Raw genomic sequence first — 21869 nt, forward strand, 5'->3', positions numbered from 1 at the left:
GCGGACAGATAAATGACAGGAGCTTCTATGAATTCCACTTTGTTACGGGTAACACAACGCATTGTTGAGCGCTCGAAAAAGACCCGCTCAGCCTACCTCGCTCGCATTCAGCAGGCGAAGTCCGACACGGTCCATCGTTCGCAGCTGGCCTGCGGTAACCTGGCGCACGGCTTTGCTGCCTGCCAGCCAGAAGATAAAGCCTCGCTGAAAAGCATGCTGCGTAACAATATCGGCATCATCACTTCCTATAACGACATGCTCTCGGCGCACCAGCCGTATGAGACCTACCCGGACATCATTCGTAAAGCGCTGCACCAGGCCAATGCCGTGGGGCAGGTGGCGGGCGGTGTACCTGCGATGTGCGACGGGGTGACCCAGGGCCAGGACGGGATGGAACTGTCGCTGCTCAGCCGGGAAGTGATTGCCATGTCTGCGGCGGTGGGGCTGTCACACAACATGTTTGACGGCGCGCTGTACCTCGGCGTGTGCGATAAAATTGTCCCGGGGCTGGCGATGGCGGCGCTGTCGTTTGGTCATCTTCCTGCGCTGTTCGTGCCGTCAGGCCCGATGGCCAGCGGCCTGGCAAATAAAGAGAAAGTGCGCATTCGCCAGTTGTATGCCGAAGGCAAAGTGGATCGCATGGCGCTGCTGGAGTCTGAGGCTGCGTCCTACCACGCGCCGGGCACCTGCACGTTCTACGGTACCGCCAACACCAACCAGATGGTGGTGGAATTTATGGGCATGCAGCTGCCGGGATCGTCGTTTGTCCATCCGGATGCACCGCTGCGCGAGGCCCTGACCGCCGCCGCGGCGCGTCAGGTGACCCGTCTGACCGGCAACGGTAACGAGTGGATGCCGCTCGGTAAAATGGTCGACGAGAAGGTGGTGGTCAACGGTATCGTGGCTCTGCTGGCGACCGGCGGCTCCACCAACCACACCATGCACATGGTGGCGATGGCGCGTGCGGCGGGCATTCTGATCAACTGGGACGATTTCTCCGAGCTTTCCGAAGTCGTACCGCTGATGACCCGTCTGTATCCGAACGGCCCGGCAGACATTAACCACTTCCAGGCCGCGGGCGGCGTACCGGTGCTCATGCGCGAACTGATGAAGGGCGGCCTGCTGCACGAGGACGTCAACACGGTGGCCGGTTTCGGCCTGCAGCGCTACACCCTGGAGCCATGGCTGAACAACGGCGAGCTGGACTGGCGTGAAGGGGCGCAGGCTTCGTTGGATGACAGCGTGATCGCCACCTTCGACAAGCCGTTTTCCCACCACGGCGGCACCAAAGTGCTGACCGGAAACCTGGGTCGGGCAGTGATGAAGACCTCTGCGGTGCCGGTGGAAAACCAGATTATTGAGGCCCCGGCGGTAGTATTCGAGAGCCAACATGACGTGCTGCCCGCCTTCGAAGCTGGTCTGCTGGATAAAGACTGCGTGGTAGTGGTTCGTCATCAGGGACCAAAAGCGAACGGCATGCCAGAATTACATAAACTAATGCCGCCACTTGGTGTATTATTGGACCGCTGTTTCAAAATTGCGTTAGTAACCGATGGACGCCTCTCCGGCGCATCAGGTAAAGTGCCTTCTGCCATCCATGTCACCCCGGAAGCCTACGACGGTGGATTGCTGGCAAAAGTGTACGATGGCGACATCATCCGCGTTAACGGTCAGACCGGCGAGTTGACCTTACTGGTGGATGAGGCGGTCCTTGCCGCACGTAAGCCGCATATTCCTGACCTGAGCGCATCGCGCGTGGGGACGGGGCGCGAAATGTTCAGTGCGCTGCGCGAGAACCTCTCGGGCGCAGAGCAGGGCGCGACCTGTATTACGTTTTAAGACGACAAGAATTATCGATCTGGCGAGAGAAAAACTCTGATGAAAAACTGGAAGACAAGTGCAGAAGCAATCCTGAAAACTGGCCCGGTAGTGCCGGTGATCGTGGTTAATAAGCTGGAACACGCCGTGCCGATGGCGAAAGCGCTGGTTGCCGGTGGCGTTCGCGTCCTGGAAGTGACCCTGCGTACCGCCTGTGCAATGGATGCCATTCGCGCCATCGCCAAAGAGGTGCCGGAAGCCATCATCGGTGCGGGCACCGTGCTGAACCCACAGCAGCTGGCTGAAGTCACCGAAGCCGGTGCGCAGTTCGCCATCAGCCCGGGTCTGACCGAGCCGCTGCTGAAGGCCGCTACTGAAGGCTCCATTCCTCTGATCCCGGGTATCAGCACCGTGTCTGAACTGATGCTGGGTCTGGACTACGGTCTGAAAGAGTTCAAATTCTTCCCGGCGGAAGCTAACGGCGGCACCAAAGCGCTGCAGGCTATCGCAGGCCCGTTCGCCAACGTGCGTTTCTGCCCGACCGGCGGCATCTCCCCGGCGAACTACCGTGACTACCTGGCGCTGAAAAGCGTGCTGTGCATCGGTGGTTCCTGGCTGGTTCCGGCGGATGCGCTGGAAGCGGGCGACTGGGATCGCATCACTAAGCTGACACGCGAAGCGGTCGAAGGCGCGCAGCAGTAAGCTTCAGGTATTGTGCGCGTTTTTGCCGGGTGGCGGCTTCGCCTTACCCGGCCTACGAAATACGTCAAATGCCATAAAAAACGGGCCATCAGGCCCGTTTTTTTTATCCTGCGACCTTCACGCTGGCAGCGGCCTGTTTCGCCCGCTCGACTGCGGCTTCCACGTTATCACCCGTCGCCAGCGCCACGCCTAAGCGACGCGAACCGTCGATTTCAGGTTTACCGAACAGACGCAGCTGCAGGCCCGCGCCTACCGCGGCTTCGACATTATCAAAGGTGACGTTCTGGCTGGTCAGCTGGGGCAGGATCACCGCCGACGCCGCCGGGCCATACTGACGCACTCCGCCCACCGGCAGGCCGAGGAAGGCACGAACGTGCAGGGCGAACTCGGAGAGATCCTGAGAGATCAGCGTCACCATGCCGGTATCGTGCGGACGCGGGGAGACTTCGCTGAAGATCACCTCGTCGCCGCAAACAAACAGCTCAACGCCAAACAGACCGTGGCCGCCCAGCGCCAGCACCACTTTGCGGGCGATCTCTTCGGCGCGTGCGCGCGCCAGGGCGCTCATCTGCTGCGGCTGCCAGGACTCGCGGTAGTCGCCATCTTCCTGACGGTGACCAATCGGATCGCAGAAGTGTACGCCATCCACGGCGCTGACGGTCAGCAGGGTAATTTCAAAATCAAACTGCACCACGCCCTCAACGATCACCCGTCCGGCACCGGCGCGGCCACCCTGCTGGGCATACTCCCAGGCCTGATCCAGCTGGTCGGCACTGCGCACAAAGCTCTGTCCTTTGCCGGAAGAACTCATCACCGGCTTAATGATGCACGGGTAGCCAATCCCGGCGACTGCCTGCAAAAAATCGCCCTTGCTGTCGGCAAAACGGTAGCTAGAGGTCGGCAGAGCCAGCTCTTCCGCCGCCAGGCGGCGAATGCCTTCCCGGTTCATGGTCAGCTTTGCGGCACGGGCGCAGGGCACCACGCGCTGGCCTTCGGCTTCCAGTGCCAGCAGCGTGTCGGTGGCGATGGCTTCGATCTCCGGCACCACGAAGTGCGGTTTTTCAGCGGCAATCACCGCGCGCAGGGCATCGCCGTCGAGCATATTAATCACGTGCGAGCGATGGGCAACGTGCATGGCCGGGGCATCGGCATAGCGATCAACGGCAATGACTTCAATCCCTAAACGCTGGCACTCGATGGCCACCTCTTTGCCCAGTTCACCGGAGCCGAGCAACATTACGCGCGTCGCTGCCGGGCGCAGCGCAGTTCCTAAACGAGTCATAATAATCCCCCTGAAAAAGTTGCGCGCAGTATAAACGAAAACGTTTGCGTCTGTCTTGCTTCGCGGAAATCCACCGCACTGACAGGCGGTTATTTGCATCGTCACATTTTTCGACCATGCTTTTGGGGAGCCAATACAGGAGATCGTGATGAACAAAACAGGGGTAGTGATGGCGCTGGCGCTGCTGGGTACCAGCCTGACGGTGCAGGCCGCCGATGAAAAAACCGTGAAGTTTCCAGCCTGTGAAGGCCAGAATGCCGAGGGGATTGCCGCCAGCGTGAAGCGGGACTATCTGCAAAACCGCATTGTGCGCTGGGCCGACGATCAAAAGACCCTCGGTCAGGCCGACCCGGTGGCGTGGATCAATCCCAAAGAAGTAAAGGGTGAAAAAGAACGCTGGACCGTCCCGCTGACGGTGCGCGGCAAAAGCAGTGATATTCACTATCAGGTGAAAGTGGACTGTAAAGCGGGCAGCGCGCAGTATCTGTCGGCCAAAAAGTGAATTTTCGCTTCTTTTGTCGCCGCAGACATTTCCTGACATCCCCTCGCTTAGGCTTTGGAATCCATTAAGCATTAAGTGAGGGAAATCATGTCAAACTGGTTGAATCAACTGCAGTCGCTGCTTGGGCAGAAAACGGGCTCATCCTCGGGTGAAGGGCTGAGCAAAATGCTGGCACCCGGCGCGCTTGGCGGTCTTGCCGGACTGCTGGTGGCGAATAAATCCTCGCGTAAACTGCTGGCGAAATACGGCACCGGCGCCCTGCTGGCGGGCGGCGGTGCCATTGCCGGTTCCGTGCTGTGGAACAAGTACAAGGACAAGGTGCGCAGCGCCCATCAGGATGAACCGCAGTTTGGTCAGCAGACTTCGGCGCTGGATGTGCGTAGCGAACGGCTGATCCTGGCGCTGGTCTTTGCGGCGAAGAGCGACGGCCACATCGACGACCAGGAGCGCGCCGCCATCGAACAGCAGCTGCGGGAAGCGGGTGTGGAGGAGCAGGGCAGGGCGCTGGTGGCTCAGGCCATTGAACAGCCGCTCGATCCGCAGCGTCTGGCGCAGGGGATCAAAAATGAAGAGGAAGCGCTGGAACTCTATTTCCTGAGCTGCGCGGCGATCGATGTCGATCACTTTATGGAGCGCAGCTATCTCAATGCGCTGGGCGATGCGCTGAAAATCCCGGCCGAGGTCCGCGAGGGGATTGAGCAGGATATTCGCCAGCAAAAACAGGCGCTCCCCGGCTAACTTTTCACTCCCGGGTGTCCCGTTTCGCTTGCATCGTGCGCATGTTTTGCCAACCTTATAGGGTGTTAAACGTAAAAGAATCATACTGACATGCCACCTAAAGCCCAACGCATACCGCACGCTCTCACCGCGCACGGTGACACGCGTATCGACAACTATTACTGGTTGCGCGACGATACCCGCTCACAGCCGGAGGTACTGGACTACCTCCACGATGAAAATGATTATGGCCGCCGGGTCATGTCGACGCAGCAGGCGCTGCAGGACCGACTACTTAACGAAATGGTGGAACGCGTCCCGCAGCGTGACGTCTCGGCTCCCTGGAGTCGCAACGGCTATCGCTACCGACACATTTATGAGCCCGGCAACGAATACGCTATCTATCAGCGTCAGTCGGTGCTTTGCGCCGAGTGGGAGGAGTGGGAAACGCTGCTGGATGCCAACCAGCGGGCGTCGCACAGCGAGTTTTATACCCTGGGCGGCATGGCGGTATCACCGGATAACGCCATTATGGCGCTGGCCGAAGACTACCTCTCCCGACGCCAGTATGGCTTACGCTTTCGTAACCTCGAGTCCGGGAACTGGTATCCCGAGATGCTCGATAGCGTCTCCCCCGATTTTATCTGGGCCAATGACTCAGAGACGGTCTACTACATCAAGAAGCACGCCACCACGCTGCACCCCTTTCAGGTCTGGCGGCATACGGTAGGCACCGCGTCCACCAGCGACGAGCTGGTCTATGAGGAGAAAGACGAAACCTTTTACGTCAGCCTGCATAAGACCACCTCGAAACACTACGTGATTATTTTTCTCGCCAGCGCCACCACTACCGAGGTGCTGCTGCTGGACGCTGAACTGCCGGACGCGCAGCCGCTGTGCTTTATGCCGCGCCGTAAGGATCATGAATACAGCCTCGACCACTTCCAGCACACCTTCTATTTGCGATCCAACCGGGAGGGCAAAAACTTTGGCCTCTACAAAACCAAAGTGCGTGACGAGCGCAAATGGGAAGTGCTGATCCCGCCCCGCGATCAGGTGATGCTCGAGGGCTTTACCCTCTTTACCGACTGGCTGGTGGTGGAAGAGCGCCAGCGCGGGCTGACCAGCCTGCGGCAGATCAACCGCAAAACCCGGGAGGTGATCGGTATCGCCTTCGACGATCCCGCCTACGTGACCTGGATTGGCTATAACCCGGAGCCGGAAACCTCGCGCCTGCGCTACGGCTACTCCTCCATGACCACCCCGGACACCCTGTTCGAGCTGGATATGGACACCGGACAGCGCAAGGTGCTGAAGCAGGCCGAGGTCAAAGGCTTTGATGCTGAACTTTACCGCAGCGAGCACGTCTGGATTGTGGCCCGTGACGGCACCGAAGTGCCGGTGTCGCTGGTCTACCACAAACACCATTTCCGCAAGGGCAAAAACCCGATCCTCATCTATGGCTACGGCTCCTATGGCTCCAGCATTGATGCCGATTTCAGCAGCAGCCGCTTAAGCCTGCTCGACCGGGGCTTTGTTTTTGCCATCGCCCATATTCGCGGCGGCGGCGAGCTGGGGCAGAAATGGTATGAAGACGGCAAGTTCCTGAAGAAGAAAAACACCTTTAATGACTATCTCGATGTCTGCGAGGGGTTGCTTGAGCTGGGCTATGGCGATCGGAAGCAGTGCTTCGCCATGGGGGGCAGCGCGGGTGGGATGCTGATGGGCACCGTGATTAATGAACGCCCGGAGCTGTTTAAAGGGGTGGTGGCGCAGGTGCCGTTCGTCGATGTACTGACCACCATGCTCGACGAGTCGATCCCCTTGACCATCGGGGAGTATGAGGAGTGGGGCAATCCCCAGGATCCGACCTATTACCGTTACATGAAAACCTACAGCCCCTATGACAACGTAGAGGCGAAGGCCTATCCGCACATGCTGGTCACCACCGGCCTGCATGACTCCCAGGTGCAGTACTGGGAGCCCGCAAAGTGGGTGGCGAAACTGCGTGAAATGAAGACCGACGATAATTTACTGCTGCTCTGCACCGACATGGATGCCGGACACGGCGGGAAATCCGGGCGCTTCAAATCCTATGAAGGGGTGGCGCTGGAGTATGCGTTTATCGTCGGCCTGGCGCAGGAGACTCTGACCGCACGCTCCGGCGAGGCGGATCAGGATCCGCCCAGATAGTGCTTCAGGGTGAGGCGCAGCTCGGGGCTCATTCTGTCGAGGTTGTTATACAGCCAGCGCAGATAGCCTGGATCTTTGTCCGCCACTTCTGCCACCGCCTTCCCGCGGTATTTACCGAAGGTAAAGGTGGTGAGCAGCGCCGGGCGTCCGGTGATGTCGGCCATCTCATCCGGGGTCCAGCCGGTGGTGTTCATGATATCAATCAGCAACGCGGCGGTAATGTAGCAGTCGTACAGGGCGCGGTGATGATGCAGCCCTTCCGGCGTTCTGACGCTAAGTTTGCGCGACTTATACAGCGCCATATTGCTGTATTTGATCCCCGGCCATAAGCGCCGGGCCAGCTTCATGGTACAGATCCATTCCCCCGGCATCTCGGGCAGAACGCGGCGATCGAAGCTGGCATTATGCGCCACGTACCACGGGCTGCCGTGGTAGTGCGGGATCACCTCTTCAATCCAGGGTTTGTCGGCCACCATCGCCTCGGTAATGCGGTGAATCGCCATCGCCTGCGGGCTGATGGGGCGATCCGGACGCACCAGATGGCTGCGTGGATTGACGATCTGCCCGTTCACAACATCGACAGACGCCACTTCCACAATCCCTCCCTGCAGATCGCAGGTTTCGGTGTCGATGACACGTAGCATGGCTCTCTCCTGGCCGTAAAAGGTTTAGCGTAATGGAATGATCTCACCTTGCCAACTCTGCTCAACGTAGCGCCCCGTTAATAATACTTCTCCACGATCGGCGCGGAGGATTAACTGCCCGCGAGCATCCCACAGGGCGCTGCCGCCGTCGTGGTTGGCCACCAGGACCGCAATCGCGTAGCGGTGGGCAAATCGCTGCAACCGGGCAAAGGAGGCAGGCCGCTCGGCTTCACTCATTGCCATGCCCCGGGTAAACAGCGTGGCGGTGGGCGTGATACCGGGCAGGTCGGCCTGAGCATCCACAAGGGTCAGGCCGCCGTGTCGGCTCTCAAGACAGACACCGGCATCATGCGGGTAAAAAATGGCCTGAGGCTGATCCGGGCTAAACCACGCCAGCCCGCGCTGGCGCTGGCCGTTGTCATCCACCGTGATCCCGGCAATCATCGAAAGTTGATATGCCTGCGCAGCATCATGCAGGGGCGCGAGCTGCTGGCGATCGGGTGGGGCAGGAAGTTGGCTGTCAGGTAAGACCGGGCCGGTTAACGAGAGTTCCGGAAAGAGCAGCAAATTGCACTGCTGGCGCGCGGCGGCGGCGATAAAACGCAGGTGGTGCGCGATATGTTCATCCACGCAATGATGGGTCGGCTGGTACTGAGCAGCCGCAATAGTCCAGTGAGACATCGTGATTTCCTTATGCACGGAGTCGCAGAGATTCATAAAGCCCCTGAATATATCAGGGCTTTTTATCCTCGCATAATCTGTGTAAGGAACTGTAACTGCGGGTAAGGTTACTTAACTTTTGGCTCCCACGGCAGGCGTGAAAGGTTAACAGAGGTCAAACGATGCGCAATCAGACGCTCGCGAAACCAGTCGCGCAGGTGCGCCGGTTGTTCCCGCTCCACCACCTCAGCGATGACCGGCATATTGTAGCGCTCTTTGAATGCCACACCCGCCGCGGCTAAATCCACATTCACTTTGTCCATCTCCTCCTGGGGGAGGGTGGCGAGATTAATCTTCATAACCGTCTCCTTCATTTGCGGGCCAACGTTACCCAAACGGCGGCGTATTGACAAGCCCGGGCAGGATGATCCTCGACTGGATCATTATACAGAGTTATCCTCTGATAATCAGGCATAACAAAAAGGAATGTATGTGATGGCGATGCGCCTTTCCCGTGCTGTCTGCACGCTGACTCTGGTACTGACTACGCTGACAACCCCGGTTGTTTTTGCTCATGCTCATTTGCAGCATCAATACCCCGCGGCCGATGCTGCCGTTGACGCGGCACCTCAGGCCCTGACGCTCAACTTCTCCGAGGGGATTGAACCGCGGTTTAGCGGCGTGTCGATTAAGGATGATAAACAGCAGTCGGTGGAAACCGGGGCGGTAAAACGCAACGAGAAAGACCCGACCCAGCTGATCGTGCCGATGGCGTCACCCCTGACGGCAGGCACTTATCAGGTCGACTGGCACGTGGTCTCCGTGGATGGTCACAAAACCCAGGGTAGCTACCGTTTTAGCGTGAAGTAATATGCTGGCGGTCTGCTACGTCACGCTGCGCTTTGTCCATTTTGCCGCCCTGATGGTGCTGTTCGGTAACGCCCTCTACGGCGCCTGGCTGGCACCCGTCTCCCTGCGGCGTTTACTTGCCCGTCGTTTTCGCCGTCGGCAAAAGAAGCTCGCGCTTATCAGCCTGCTCTCGGTGCTGCTTATGCTGGCGCTACAGGGCGGGATGATGGGTAATGGCTGGCAGGATGTTATCAGTGCGCCAACCTGGCTTGCCGTGCTCACCACCCAGTTTGGCCGCATCTGGCTATGGCAGATAATCCTGGCGCTGATCACCTTGTGGATTGCCTGGCTGGAGCCGCGCAAAACCGTGCCGCTGATCCTGTTATTTACCGCCGCGCAGTTTATTCTGCTGGCGGGAACCGGACATGCGGCGATGCATGAGGGCCTTGCGGGCCGGGTGCAGCGCAGCAATCATGCTCTTCATCTGCTGTGCGCCGCCGTGTGGCTGGGTGGCTTACTGCCGCTGCTGTTTTGCCTGCGCCTTGCGCGCGGGCGCTGGCGGGAGGCGGCTATCTACACCATGATGCGCTTCTCGCGCTACGGTCATCTGGCGGTGGCCGGCGTGATACTCACCGGGGCGATCAATACCCTGCTGATCCAGGGCTGGGGAGTGCCGTGGCACTCAGCCTGGGGACGACTGCTGTTGTTGAAATGTGCGCTGGTGGCAATGATGGTAGTAATTGCGCTGGTGAATCGGTATGTTCTGGTGCCGCGATTTCGTTCCGGCGACGGACGTGAGCAACGTTATTTTATCAGGATGACGCAGACTGAGGTTGTGCTGGGGGCGCTGGTTCTGGCGGCAGTCAGCCTGTTCGCGACCTGGGAACCCTTCTGACGAGGTGGAACACAATGAAAAAAACCGTACTTTCTCTTTTATTGCTGGCCTGTTCCGGCACGGCGCTGGCAGCACCGCAGGTGATCACCGTTAGCCGGTTTGAAGTGGGTAAAGACAAGTGGGCGTTTAACCGGGAAGAGGTGATGTTGACCTGCCGTCCGGGCCATGCGCTGTATGCCATCAACCCGAGTACGCTGGTGCAGTATCCGCTGAACGACGTGGCGCAGCAGCAGGTGGATAGCGGTAAGAGTAACGGCCAGCCCATCTCGATTATCCAGGTTGATGACCCGAAAAATCCAGGGCAGAAGATGAGCCTGGCACCCTTTATTGAGCGGGCTAATACGCTCTGCTAGTTTCTCGCTTCCAATAAAAAAACCGCAGGCTTCTCTTCGGAAGCGTTGCGGTTTTTGTTTACGCTAACATCATTACTTATGATTTAGCCGTCACCCTATGGCTTTACATGGGTGAGGCCCAACAATTACCAGCTACCGTGGAAACCGCCATTCTGTGCCGATCCACCGCCGATATGATCGCCGCCACCTAAACCGTGTGCACTGGCGCTGTTCGCCGCGTTGTTACTGCCATTCCCGGTACCGCCATGAATTGAAGCAGAACGCTCTCCCTGATTCTGGCCTCCTCTTACCGCTTTCTTCTGGAAGTAACTCGACACCTGTGGAACAGAAACCTGAACCTGAGGATCGAACTGTGCCAGCACACCCGCCGTGGTGGTTTGCTCGATGCCATTCACCGTGACGCTGACGGGGGTATCAGGATTCAGGGTTGTGGCTGCAACGTTGATTGCAGGTTGGCTGTTCATTCCGGCGAAACGCGCATCATGAGCAAGCACTTCTCTGTGTTGCAAAATAGCCTGTTTCATCGCTTCCGCGCGCTCAGCATCCACATCAGGGCTATCGAGGTGAGGAGTAGGGCTGGCGACTTGTGCTGCTTGAGCCTGAAGCTGTGCATTTTCTGCGGCTAAAGTGCCCGCAGTAATCTGCTCACTGGTACGCAGTTGGTTCGCTTCGACCAGGGCCTGACCTTCAGCTGCGGCTTTTGCTGCGGCGAGGGCATCGGACTGAGCCTGGGTACGCAACTGATTCGCTTCAGTAAGGGCCTGACCTTCAGCTGTTGCTTTTGCTGCGGCGAGGGCATCGGACTGTGCCTGGGTACGCAACTGATTCGCTTCGGCCAGGGCCTGACCTTCAGCCGTTGCTTTTGCTGCGGCGAGGGCATCAGTTTGCGCCTGCACGCGCTGCTGGTTGCCCCGGGTCTGGGCGATCCCTTTCAGGGATTCGAAATGCTCGTGTGAGGCTTCGGTTTTTGCCGCGGCGAGGGCGTCAGTTTGCACCTGTGCGCGCTGCTGGTTGTCCCGGGTCTGAGCGATCCCTTTCAGTGCTTCGAAATGCTCGTGTGAAGCTTCGGTTTTTGCCGCGGCGAGGGCATCGGACTGTGCCTGACTACGTTGCTGATAGGCTCGGGTCTGGGCAATCCCTTTCAGTGCTTCAAAATGTTCGTGTGAAGCTTCGGTTTTTGCCGCGGCGAGGGCATCAGTTTGCGCCTGTGCGCGCTGCTGGTTGCCCCGGGTCTGGGCGATCCCTTTCAGGGATTCAAAATGTTCGTGTGAAGCTTCGGTTTTTGCCGCGGCGAGGGCGTCAGTTTGCGCCTGCGTGCGCTGCTGGTTGTCCCGGGTCTGGGCGATGCCTTTCAGGGATTCGAAATGCTCGTGTGAGGCTTCGGTTTTTGCCGCGGCGAGGGCATCAGTTTGCGCCTGCGCGCGCTGCTGGTTGCTCCGGGTCTGGGCGATGCCTTTCAGGGATTCGAAGTGTTCGTGTGAAGCCTCGGTTTTTGCCGCGGCGAGGGCGTCAGTTTGCGCCTGCGTGCGCTGCTGGTTGTCCCGGGTCTGGGCGATCCCTTTCAGTGCTTCGAAATGTTCGTGTGAGGCTTCGGTTTTTGCTGCGGCGAGGGCATCGGACTGTGCCTGACTACGTTGCTGGTTGTCCCGGGTCTGGGCGATCCCTTTCAGTGCTTCGAAGTGCTCGTGTGAAGCTTCGGTTTTTGCCGCGACGAGGGCATCAGACTGTGCCTGACTACGTTGCTGGTTGTCCCGGGTCTGGGCGATGCCTTTCAGGGATTCGAAATGCTCGTGTGAAGCTTCGGTTTTTGCTGCGGCGAGGGCATCAGCTTGCGCCTGCGCGCGCTGCTGGTTGCCCCGGGTCTGGGCGATGCCTTTCAGGGATTCGAAGTGTTCGTGTGAAGCCTCGGTTTTTGCCGCGGCGAGGGCGTCAGTTTGCGCCTGCGCGCGCTGCTGGTTGCCCCGGGTCTGGGCGATGCCTTTCAGGGATTCGAAATGCTCGTGTGAGGCTTCGGTTTTTGCTGCGGCCAGTGCATCGGATTGCACCTGTGTGCGCATCTGGTTAGTTTTGGTAAGGGCTTCGCCTTCGCGTGCTGCCGCGGCTTCGGCCTGGATCTGCGCATTCACTTCCGCGGCACCACCGGCCAGAACCTGCTGGCGGGTACGCATCTGGTTGGCTTTGGTCAGGGCTTCGCCTTCGCGTGCTGCCGCGGCTTCGGCCTGGATCTGCGCATTTACTTCCGCGGCACCACCGGCCAGAATCTGCTGACGGGTACGCATCTGGTTGGCTTTGGTAAGGGCTTCGCCTTCGCGTGCTGCTGAGGCTTCGGCCTGCATCTGAGCATTCACTTTCGCAGCAGCACCGGCCAGTACCTGCTGATGTGTACGTTGCTGATTTGCTTTGGTCTGGGCAATGCCTTTAAGGGCTTCGAAATGCTCGTGCGCGGCCTCAGTTTTTGCTGCGGCCAGGGCATCCGTTTGCGGCTGAGTGCGCTGCTGAATGGCTTTAGTCAGGGCTTCACCTTCTCGGGCGGCGGCTGCCGCTTTGGCTGTGGCTTCGGCTTCGATCTGGGCATTCACTTCAGCATCGCCACCGGCCAGCACTTGCTGACGGGTACGTATCTGATTGGCCAGAGTCAGGGACTCACCATTACTCGCATATGTTGTGCCAGAGACCAGGCACACAGAAACCGTTACAGCGACAGCTGTTTTCTTAAACACTTTGCTACCTTCATTAATTTTACTGTATCTATTTTAGATACACTGTTATCGATGCGAGGCGCATAGTAGGTTGACCTTTCCTTACATTTATTGACATTAGATAAGTTTTTGTCATTAGATTTGAACAGAAATCTGAAGAGATATATCGAGGTTTTGTATGAAACAGGACGGAATATTGATCGTAAGAGAAGGGCAAGAAAACGGGTAGATCAGGCAAATGAATCGGGCTCTGCCTCACTCCCGCTTCCAATAAAAAAACCGCAGGCTTCTCTTCGGAAGCGTTGCGGTTTTTGTGTTTAAGAAGAGGTTCACGCTTTTTTTCAGGCCACTTTTGCTGCGGACTGGAAAACCTGGCGTCGTCATCTATTCTTAAAGTGCAAGGCGACTTAGCCTGCATTAATGCCAACTTTTAGCGCACGGCTCTCTCCCAAGAGCCATTTCCCTGGACCGAATACAGGAATCGTATTCGGTCTCTTTTTATCTGTTGAAAGTAAACGCATTTTCCTGTTGCGGACTTTAACAGACAGGTAACATCCTCTGTTCTTTGTTAAACCATACCACACTACGCCCGGCGGAAGTCCAGCGCTTTTTAGCGCTTGTGTTAAATTTTTGCCTGTTACCGATGAAAGCAGCTATTAGCGGCAAAACCGGGCGTGAATGGCCTGCTCAATCTCATCCAGCAACTGAAAACGGCGGCGGTATTCGGCGCGTTTTTTACTGGCAATGCTCTCCAGCGATTTACGCTCCATGCCGGTTGGCAGGGCCCAACGAAAGGCACTGTCCTGCTTGCCGCCCAGTGAAGCCCAGAACTCATCATAGCTGGCGTGCAGATGACGGCCTTTGCTCAGGCGGTAACGCAGGGCGCGGAAGACATGGCCCTCATCGCTGACGCCGTAAAGAGCGCTGATACCTGACTGCTTCGCCAGATTGAAGACCGCTTCCAGCAGAATACGTTTCGGGAACAGGCCATAACAGGCGCGGGTGGCGTTTTTGATCGTCTCTCGTCCGACATCCCGGCGCGGGCCCTGTAAGCCACCAATCACCAGCGCGCTGCGCCCGTTTTCCCCGACGACGCTGAAGGTCAGGCTCGCCAGCAGGGTATTATCCCCGGCGCGTAACCAGAGCGTAGTCTCGCCTTCGCGTTCGGCTTTCACCGCCGAGGTGGCATAGATGGTGTAGCTGGCGTCCTCTTTGGTGGCGAACTGCAGCAGCGGAAGCGGCGTCGGACTGGTAAAGAGGTGAGCCAGGCCGCTATCCGGCAGAGCATCAACCCAGGCGTAGTGGTGCAGGATCGCCTTCGCACGCTCGCCGGCTGTCAGCCCGCGAGTGAGGTACTGACGCTGGGTTTTCACCGGCAACGTTGGCTGTGCCTTGAGTAAAGTTGAAAAATCATCCCGGCGGGAGATTGTCTCCAGCATGCGATTGGTGGAGGACCAGAACAGCAGGGTGCGAAGGAAAAATTTCAGCCGGTAATCGCGCTTCTGCCACAGCGGTCCGGGCGTCATATCGCCTTTCGCCAGGGCAAAAATAACGGAAGAACGGTGCGCGTATGGCACCTCAGCAGGCAGGAGAGTATTTGACACGATGATGACCTCGTTATAATTCTGCAATTATCTTAAAGGTCATCGGATAATCATTTAACCGTTGCTAAATCTTTATTTCCGCTTCGTTTAATAACGATTGAGGTTATTAAACTCCGATCCTCAGTGGCACATCTGCAGGGACTATACTGATCCTGAGGAGGGGCTATGTATCTAAAACTTGATGGTCACAACTGGCGACACGTCTGGGTGGTAAGCGATCTTCACGGGTGTTATCAGATGCTTATGGCGGAAATAAAGCAGCGACATATTAATCCGTATGAGGATTTACTTATTTGTGTCGGCGACCTGATTGATCGCGGACCGGACAGTGTGAAATGCCTGCAGTTATTAAATGAAAACTGGTTTTATGCGGTGCGCGGCAATCATGAACAGATGGCGCTGGATGCCCTGCATAATAAGAGCTTCGGGCTGTGGTTGATGAATGGCGGCGTCTGGTTTGCCGAATTAAAAGGCGAACAGCGGCAGCAGGCTCTCGAGCTGTTCAGGCGTTGCGAAACGCTGCCGTGGATCATCGAAATAACCTGCGCCAACGGTGTGAACGTGATTGCCCATGCCGATTACCCGTCCCCGGAGTATGAGTGGGATAAACCGGTGGCGAAGCAGCGCGTTCTGTGGGACAGGGATCGCCTGCGGGACGTAATGAACGGGCATGAGGAGGGGATCGCCGGGGCCGATCACTTCTGGTTTGGCCATACGCCGCTGAGCTCGCGGTTTGATTGCCAGAACCTGCACTATATTGACACCGGGGCGGTATTTGGCGGGTCGTTGACTCTGGCGCAACTACAGTGACTAGAGGTCGGCATACTCCTGGGCAGGACGCCAGAAGCCGTCGACGAAATCTTCTACCGGATAGCAGCCGCCGTGACGGATCCGCTGATCGTCCATCGACGCCTCGCACTGGATTTCGGTGCGATAAACGTCCACAACAAGGTCTTCGCAACCCGCGTCCAGATAACAGATAAACAGCACCAGTGCGTACATCATGCCCCTCAGCATTCACTATCGTATTAATATTGTAGGGGATGATTCAGGGGAGGGGAAAAATACAGACAAATAACCCGCCTGCGGGCGGGTTCTCTCCGGATCAGGCAAGGCGCATGATCCAGGCGTCGGAATTGTGATCGTAATGCTCACGGTAGAGTACAGAGTGTTCGCCATCGAGAAGGGCCGGAACGCTGGTATCGGCATCCCAGGCGTCGAGCTGCATGCACAGATCGGGGTCAGACTTGCAGGGGATGGTTAACGTTCGTTCGCCCTGCGTATCGCCGTTTAACTCGGCATCATCGATTTCGAATGCGCCAATGCGCACATTGGTTTTCGTCATAATGCTCTCCAGAATCATGCTGTGGTCTGGTACGACCAGTATGGCCGCCCATCTTTCAGCCTGGTCAAAGGAGAGCAAATGTGCCAGTAAAAAAGTGCCTTTTTTTAGCTGGCGTCGCCGTTACCGGTAAACAGACGCCCATCGCGAACCAGTTCACGTGGATAGCTGTTCTTCAGACGTGAGCCCACTTTTTTCGCCAGCCCAATGGGATAACCCTGATACGTCACCACCGCCTCATCCCCGGCAGGGCTCTCCTGCGGCCAGACGTCGCGGCCGCGATACCACTCTTCCGCTTCCTGCTGGGTTAAAGCAAAAGTGTTGTCCTGACCGGCGAGGGCGATCACCGCTTCATGCTGCCAGCGATACCCTTTGTTGTGAGTTTCTGCCAACCGGATACCGAGACGGGAGAAGCGCACTTTACCGATCAGCGGCTCAATTTCGGTCGGGAATAACCACACCTCTTTGTCGCGCTGCCACAGGCGCAGGCTGTCGTCCCAGTGCAAACCGACCTGATTGGCCGCGGCGGTGAGCTGCGCGGCTTCGCGGGTTTTGAGCGGGGTAAACGGGAAATTACCCACTTTAAATTTCGGGGCGGGCAGGGGGGCAATAGCGGCGGTTTTACGCATCCGCGCCACAAAGAAGCCTTCGCAGTCGTAGATATGCGGGAAGACGTGCAGAAAGCCTTCCGGGGTAACGCAATCATCGGCGCTGGCGAACAGCGCATTCAGGGGCAGAAACTCCACGGCGTCGGGATACTGCTCTTTTAACCACAGACAGACCGCTTCGTTCTCGTCACGGTTGAGGGTGCAGGTGGAGTACACCAGGGTGCCGCCGGGGCGCAGGGCATGGAAGGCGCTGTCGATCAGCTCGCGCTGGGTGGCGGCGATCTCCAGATTGCTGGCCACGGACCAGTTCTTCAGCGCGTCGGGATCTTTGCGCACCACCCCTTCGCCGGAGCAGGGGGCATCCAGCAGGATCGCATCAAAGGCTTCCGGCAGGGCGGCACCAAACACGCGACCGTCAAAATGGGTTAACGCCACGTTGCGGATCCCGCAGCGGCTGATGTTGGCATGCAACACTTTGACGCGGCTGGCGGAAAACTCATTGGCGAGGATCGCGCCCTGGTTATTCATTCGTGCGGCGATTTGGGTGGTTTTGGAGCCCGGCGCTGCCGCCACGTCCATCACGCGGGCGGGCATATTGTCGTCGGCAAAGAGCGCGGCAACCGGCAGCATGGAGCTGGCTTCCTGAATATAAAACAGCCCGCTGAGGTGCTCGGCGGTACTGCCCAGCGGCAGGGCCTCTTCGTCGTCACGTTCGATCCAGAACCCCTCTTCACACCACGGAACCGGCGTAAGCTGCCAGCCATAAGGCGCGACCAGCGTGAGAAAATCCGCCACGCTGATTTTCAGAGTGTTGACGCGCAGGCTGCGGCGCAGCGGGCGCTGGCAGGCGGCGATAAACGCATCGAGAGCGAGAGGGTCAGGCAGAGCCTGGCGCATTTGCGCCAGAAATTCATCTGGCAGATAGACGGGACGTTGAGACACGAGCGCACCACAGGGAGTAAAAAGAGGCGCGCAGTGTATCACAAAGGCTCCGGTGGGTTGCACCGGAGCGCAGGCATTAACGTGGCAGGGCGGTTCCCCAGGTACGCCACTCTTTCGGCTCGCTCTCCTGCAACAGGAAGTGCTTGCCGGGCTGAGATTTTGGTGCCAGCGGCGTGCCCGGTGGCGTCGCAAAGGCGATACCCCCGCGGATAAACTGATTGAAGGTCCCGGTTTTCACCACCCCGCCGGTCAGGCCGAAATCGAGCGAGTAGCCGGAAGCCAGCCAGAAGACGGAGTTGTTACGCACCAGATGCTGATAACGATCGCTGATGCGCAGGGCTACCATCACCCGGTCCGAGAGCGTCCCCAGCGACAGGCCGGTCACCGTACCCACTTCCATGCCGCGGAACAGCACCGGCGTACCGATATCGAGCGAGGCTGCATCCGGCACCTCCACCACGATGCTCAGGCCATCGAGATAGCGTGAGTCGGTAATGGTGGCCTCCTGCAGCTCAAAGTCGCGGCGCGGTTTGCCCTGTCCGGGCTCGACGTTGATATAAGGCTGAAGGATGGTATCCAGATGCTCCACCCCTGCGGCAGAAATCTGCGGGGTGATCACCGAGAAACGGGTGCCGTTGCGGGCGAAGTTGTCGACATACTCCGGATAGAGTACCGCCGTGGCCTGCACCTCATTGCGCGCAGTAATCAGCTTCAGGCTCTGGACCTGACCAATATCGATCCCCAGATAGCGCACCGGCATCCCTTCGGCGAGCTTGCCCGCATCGAAGGCGTGCAGGGTGATCTGACCCCCGACCGCACGGGCAGCAGTTTCAGAAGGATAGAGGATCCGCTTGTCGCCCTTACGCTGACTGGCGCTGGCACCGCTCAGGTTGTCAAAGCTGATGGCACCGCGCAGGGCGCGGGAGAGCGGGGAGGCCTGCACCGTCAGCCCGCTGCCGTTCAGCTGCACTTTGGCTCCCCCTTCGGCCCAGAACACGCTGTTGCTGGTGAGCAGCTTGCGGTATTCCGGTTTGATATGCAGTTCGATATCAAAGGCGTTCGCGCGCGGACGCACGAGGATCACTTCACCCACTTCGAATTTGCGATACAGCACCACCGATCCCGCCTGCACGTCTGGCAGGGTGTCGGCCACCAGCGTGAGGGTGGTGGTCGGCAGATCGCTCAGGCTGTTTTCCAGGGCTTTGTCCAGGTTGGCATACAGCGGATAGCTGTCGCGCATGGCGCCTTTCTCACCCGGCAGGATGCGGATCCCGCCGCTGATCCACTCGCTGGCGCTGGCCGCGAGGAACTCGACGCCGTCGAGCCCGACTTTGACATCCACCCGACTGTTGACCACGAACTTGCTGTCGCCATGCACCAGCTCGCGATACTGCGGATCGATCGCCACCTCAAAGGTGACTCCTTTGCTGGACAGGGTGCGCTCGAGCACCTGGCCAATCTGCACGCCGTGCAGGATCAGCGGCTGACCGGCGTCGATACCGTAGCTTTCCGGGGCGCTAAGGCTCACGGTCAGGACGCCAGGTTTCTGTAACAGCGCCTTATCGGCCGGGGCGATGGTGAAGTGGTCGACCGGTTCGCCGCCGCCGGGGATCAGCTCAAAGGTACTGCCGGTGAGCAGACTGCTGACGCTGGGGTTGCTGAGCGACAGTTTAGGGCTGCGCATTTCGATGCGCGTTTTTTCCCGCAGCAGATCGACCACGCTCGGGTCAACGGTCATTTCCCCGGTCACCAGACCGCCAGGGTTGAGGGTCATTTTGGTGAGCTGCCCCACCTGGAGCCCCTGATACATCAGCGGCGTGGAGTCGGCCTTCAGACCATCCGCAGAGGGGAGGGTCAGCTTGACGATCACCCCGCGCTGGCTGTGGGCCAGATCTTTGTACAGGCCGAAATCGTCTTCCTGGGTGGCAGGCTCAGATCCCTCTGGCGAGTCGAAGGCGATAGCGCCATTGACCAGCGCCGCGAGGCTTTCCAGCTTCACTTTGGCTCCGCTCAGGCTCAGGTCAGCATCAACGCCGGAGACATTCCAGAAGCGGCTGCCTTTTTTCACCAGCGAGGTGAAGCGCCGTTCGATCAGCACGTCGATGGTCACCCCCTGCTTGTTAGGAGTGATGGCGTAGTCATAGACGCGACCGACAGGGATCTTGCGGAAATAGACCAGCGACCCGCTGTTCAGCGATCCCAGGTCCGGCGCATGAAGATGAATCATCAGATCGCCGTTGTTGAGTCGGTACTTCGGCTGCGTATCCAGGGCGGTGAAGTGATCCTGTGGCTCACCTTTGCCCGGCATCATGCCGATGTAGTTACCGCCGACCAGCGCATCCAGCCCGGACACCCCCGCCAGGGAGGCTTTAGGCGTCACCAGCCAGAACTGGGTCTCTTCCCGCAGGGCGTCCTTCATGTCGGACTTGATGCTGGCGCGAACCTCAATCTTATTCAGGCTCTTGTCCAGGGAGATATCCTGAACGGTGCCCACCTCAACCCCCTGGAAACGCACGGGCGTACGGCCCGCAACGATGCCGTCGGCGCTCTGGAAATCAATGGTAATGGTACTACCGCGATCTTCATAACTGGTCCAGATTAACCAGCCGGCGATCATCAGAGCGATAACCGGCAGTAACCAGAAAGGGGAGATACGGCGTTTTGTTTTAACTCGCGCTTCAGTCGGCGAAGCTGGCGTTTCCTGACTCATGTGCATCCCAAAGTAAGCGGCTATCCAGCCATTCCACTGCAAGAATAGTCAATATCACCGCAGAGCCGAAATAAAGCGCTGCGGGTCCCATAGTAAAAGCAAGGAGCTGATCGCGATTGATCAGCGACATCATCAACGAAATAACAAACAGATCCAGCATTGACCAACGGCCAATCCAGGTAACGAAACGCAACAGCAGTATGCGGGTTCTCAGCCCTTGTTCACATTTGAAATGAATACTGACGAGCAGCGTAAACATCACCACCACTTTGGTAAAGGGCACCAGGATACTGGCGATGAACACCACGGCGGCGACGGCAATATTGCTCTGCGCCAGCGAGATGATGCCCGACATAATGGTATCTTCCTGGCGCGACCCGTTGACGTAAATCACCGAGATGGGCAGCAGGTTGGCCGGTAACAGCAATATCAGCGAGGCGATCAGCGCCGCCCAGCACTTTTGCAGGCTATTGTGGCGGCGCAGGCGCAGCGGAATATGGCAGCGCGGGCAGCGTCCGCGCGCGTCGGGCAGCCCGGTATAGTGACAGCCCAGACAGGCCCGTAAATCGGTATTGTAGCGGGTGGCGGGGCGCTGGGGGTAAAACCGCTCCCAGAGCTGCTCCACGTTCAGGTGGATCAGGGTGAGAATGCTCAGGATCACCAGTGCGATAAAGGCAAACAGGCCACTGCCGGGCTGCAGCCAGGCGTAATCCTGCACCTTGATTGAGGCGACGACGATCCCGACCAGGTAGATATCCAGCATCACCCACTCTTTGAGCCTCTCCAGCATCAGGAGCACCGGACGCAGGTTCATCCCCAGAATATTGCCAAACCACAGGTAGGCGATGGCGGCCACCAGCACCACCGGCGCGCCCACGGTACAGAACAGCACCATCGAGGCGGTGAGGGGGTCACCCTGGCGCGACATCTGCCAGATCCCCTGCAGCAGGTTGGCGTCGATACGCACGCCTAACAGGTGCAAGCTGAGCAGCGGCTCGCTCCAGGCAAAGGGCATCAGCAGCATCATGGTGACGGCCATCGCGGCCAGTCGGGTCAGGGACCAGTCGCGTCCATCACGGATTTTTGCGTTGCAGCGCGGGCAGAAAGCACTTTGGTATGATTTCATCTTTGGCAACGTAAAAAGCATATCGCATTGTGGGCAACGCTGATAATGTGCACGGGGCAGCGCATCGCCGACCGCATGCACAGTAATCTTTTTCGCCGGTGTTATTTTTGGTGTTTTAAGAGCCATCGGTCGCGCTAAAAAAGGATAGTTAATAGTTATCTTAACTCATGAATGGATTCATCTTGAGCATGAACGTAAATAATGCTTATTTTAATAGGCTATG

At 58.2% G+C, this 21869-nt stretch carries 20 protein-coding genes; 9 read left to right on the forward strand and 11 right to left on the reverse strand.

Going from position 1 to position 21869, the window contains the following annotated elements; genetic code table 11:
- Positions 1-27: 27 nt before the first annotated feature.
- Together edd and WFO70_RS03070 are read left to right on the forward strand one after the other, a co-directional pair.
- Complete coding sequence (edd, locus tag WFO70_RS03065) at positions 28-1839, forward strand: phosphogluconate dehydratase (RefSeq protein WP_337014609.1); 1812 nt, start codon at positions 28-30, stop codon at positions 1837-1839.
- Positions 1840-1878: 39 nt separating this feature from the next.
- Entirely contained in the window at positions 1879-2520 is a 642-nt protein-coding gene (locus tag WFO70_RS03070) for a bifunctional 4-hydroxy-2-oxoglutarate aldolase/2-dehydro-3-deoxy-phosphogluconate aldolase (RefSeq protein WP_337014610.1), read from the forward strand.
- A 103-nt stretch (positions 2521-2623) separates the two neighbouring features.
- On the opposite strand, the gene purT is transcribed toward WFO70_RS03070, so the two are convergent.
- Complete coding sequence (gene purT, locus WFO70_RS03075; protein ID WP_337014611.1) at positions 2624-3802, reverse strand: formate-dependent phosphoribosylglycinamide formyltransferase; 1179 nt, start codon at positions 3800-3802, stop codon at positions 2624-2626.
- Between the two features lie 148 nt (positions 3803-3950).
- On the opposite strand from purT, the gene yebF reads away from it, so the two are divergent.
- From yebF to ptrB, 3 genes are all read left to right on the forward strand, one after another.
- Positions 3951-4304: a protein YebF gene (gene yebF, locus WFO70_RS03080; protein ID WP_337014612.1), complete on the forward strand. Its 354-nt coding sequence runs from the start codon at positions 3951-3953 to the stop codon at positions 4302-4304.
- An 87-nt stretch (positions 4305-4391) separates the two neighbouring features.
- Positions 4392-5042 (forward strand): tellurite resistance TerB family protein, encoded by a 651-nt coding sequence (locus WFO70_RS03085; RefSeq protein ID WP_337014613.1) that lies wholly within the window; start codon positions 4392-4394, stop codon positions 5040-5042.
- A 90-nt stretch (positions 5043-5132) separates the two neighbouring features.
- Entirely contained in the window at positions 5133-7214 is a 2082-nt protein-coding gene (gene ptrB, locus WFO70_RS03090; protein WP_337014614.1) for an oligopeptidase B, read from the forward strand.
- On the opposite strand, the gene exoX is transcribed toward ptrB, so the two are convergent.
- The 3 genes from exoX to WFO70_RS03105 all read right to left on the reverse strand — a co-directional run bounded on the left by exoX (position 7196) and on the right by WFO70_RS03105 (position 8877).
- Positions 7196-7858 (reverse strand): exodeoxyribonuclease X, encoded by a 663-nt coding sequence (gene exoX / locus WFO70_RS03095; protein WP_103822371.1) that lies wholly within the window; start codon positions 7856-7858, stop codon positions 7196-7198. The genes ptrB and exoX overlap by 19 nt on opposite strands.
- 24 nt (positions 7859-7882) lie before the next feature.
- Positions 7883-8539, reverse strand: coding sequence for a carbon-nitrogen hydrolase family protein (locus tag WFO70_RS03100; protein WP_337014615.1), 657 nt, complete (start codon positions 8537-8539; stop codon positions 7883-7885).
- 107 nt (positions 8540-8646) lie between these two features.
- Positions 8647-8877 carry a DNA polymerase III subunit theta gene (locus tag WFO70_RS03105; RefSeq protein WP_337014616.1) on the reverse strand — a complete coding sequence of 77 codons (231 nt, stop codon included), beginning with the start codon at positions 8875-8877 and terminating at the stop codon, positions 8647-8649.
- 136 nt (positions 8878-9013) lie between these two features.
- On the opposite strand from WFO70_RS03105, the gene yobA reads away from it, so the two are divergent.
- From yobA to WFO70_RS03120, 3 genes are read left to right on the forward strand one after another with little or no spacing between them, the layout of a single operon-like run.
- Positions 9014-9388, forward strand: coding sequence for a CopC domain-containing protein YobA (yobA, locus tag WFO70_RS03110; RefSeq protein WP_337014617.1), 375 nt, complete (start codon positions 9014-9016; stop codon positions 9386-9388).
- 1 nt (position 9389) lies between these two features.
- The gene (gene copD / locus WFO70_RS03115; protein WP_337014618.1) at positions 9390-10262 is read left to right on the forward strand and encodes a copper homeostasis membrane protein CopD; all 873 of its coding nucleotides are present in this window, start codon (positions 9390-9392) and stop codon (positions 10260-10262) included.
- 14 nt (positions 10263-10276) lie between these two features.
- Positions 10277-10615: a YebY family protein gene (locus WFO70_RS03120; RefSeq protein WP_337014619.1), complete on the forward strand. Its 339-nt coding sequence runs from the start codon at positions 10277-10279 to the stop codon at positions 10613-10615.
- A gap of 125 nt (positions 10616-10740) precedes the next feature.
- Here WFO70_RS03120 and WFO70_RS03125 read toward each other — a convergent pair whose 3' ends face one another.
- Together WFO70_RS03125 and WFO70_RS03130 are read right to left on the reverse strand one after the other, a co-directional pair.
- Positions 10741-13335: a hypothetical protein gene (locus WFO70_RS03125; RefSeq protein ID WP_337014620.1), complete on the reverse strand. Its 2595-nt coding sequence runs from the start codon at positions 13333-13335 to the stop codon at positions 10741-10743.
- A gap of 635 nt (positions 13336-13970) precedes the next feature.
- Entirely contained in the window at positions 13971-14918 is a 948-nt protein-coding gene (locus tag WFO70_RS03130; protein ID WP_337014621.1) for a VirK/YbjX family protein, read from the reverse strand.
- A gap of 165 nt (positions 14919-15083) precedes the next feature.
- Here WFO70_RS03130 and pphA point away from each other — a divergent pair, with 165 nt between their 5' ends.
- On the forward strand, positions 15084-15728 hold the full coding sequence (pphA, locus tag WFO70_RS03135; protein WP_337014622.1) for a protein-serine/threonine phosphatase: 645 nt from the start codon (positions 15084-15086) through the stop codon (positions 15726-15728).
- On the opposite strand, the gene WFO70_RS03140 is transcribed toward pphA, so the two are convergent.
- The 5 genes from WFO70_RS03140 to yebS form a co-directional block, all read right to left on the reverse strand.
- A complete protein-coding gene (locus WFO70_RS03140; protein ID WP_337016581.1) occupies positions 15729-15920 on the reverse strand; it encodes a YebW family protein in 192 nt (63 codons plus the stop codon). It lies immediately after the preceding gene.
- A gap of 103 nt (positions 15921-16023) precedes the next feature.
- A complete protein-coding gene (locus WFO70_RS03145) occupies positions 16024-16263 on the reverse strand; it encodes a YebV family protein (RefSeq protein WP_337014623.1) in 240 nt (79 codons plus the stop codon).
- A gap of 104 nt (positions 16264-16367) precedes the next feature.
- The gene (gene rsmF / locus WFO70_RS03150; protein ID WP_337014624.1) at positions 16368-17810 is read right to left on the reverse strand and encodes a 16S rRNA (cytosine(1407)-C(5))-methyltransferase RsmF; all 1443 of its coding nucleotides are present in this window, start codon (positions 17808-17810) and stop codon (positions 16368-16370) included.
- Positions 17811-17886: 76 nt separating this feature from the next.
- Positions 17887-20520 carry a PqiB family protein gene (locus WFO70_RS03155; protein ID WP_337014625.1) on the reverse strand — a complete coding sequence of 878 codons (2634 nt, stop codon included), beginning with the start codon at positions 20518-20520 and terminating at the stop codon, positions 17887-17889.
- The gene (yebS, locus tag WFO70_RS03160; RefSeq protein WP_337014626.1) at positions 20489-21772 is read right to left on the reverse strand and encodes a membrane integrity lipid transport subunit YebS; all 1284 of its coding nucleotides are present in this window, start codon (positions 21770-21772) and stop codon (positions 20489-20491) included. The genes WFO70_RS03155 and yebS overlap by 32 nt, the downstream gene beginning before the upstream one ends.
- Between the last annotated feature and the right edge of the window lie 97 nt (positions 21773-21869).

This window comes from Leclercia sp. AS011 (genome assembly GCF_037152535.1).
GTDB lineage: Bacteria > Pseudomonadota > Gammaproteobacteria > Enterobacterales > Enterobacteriaceae > Enterobacter.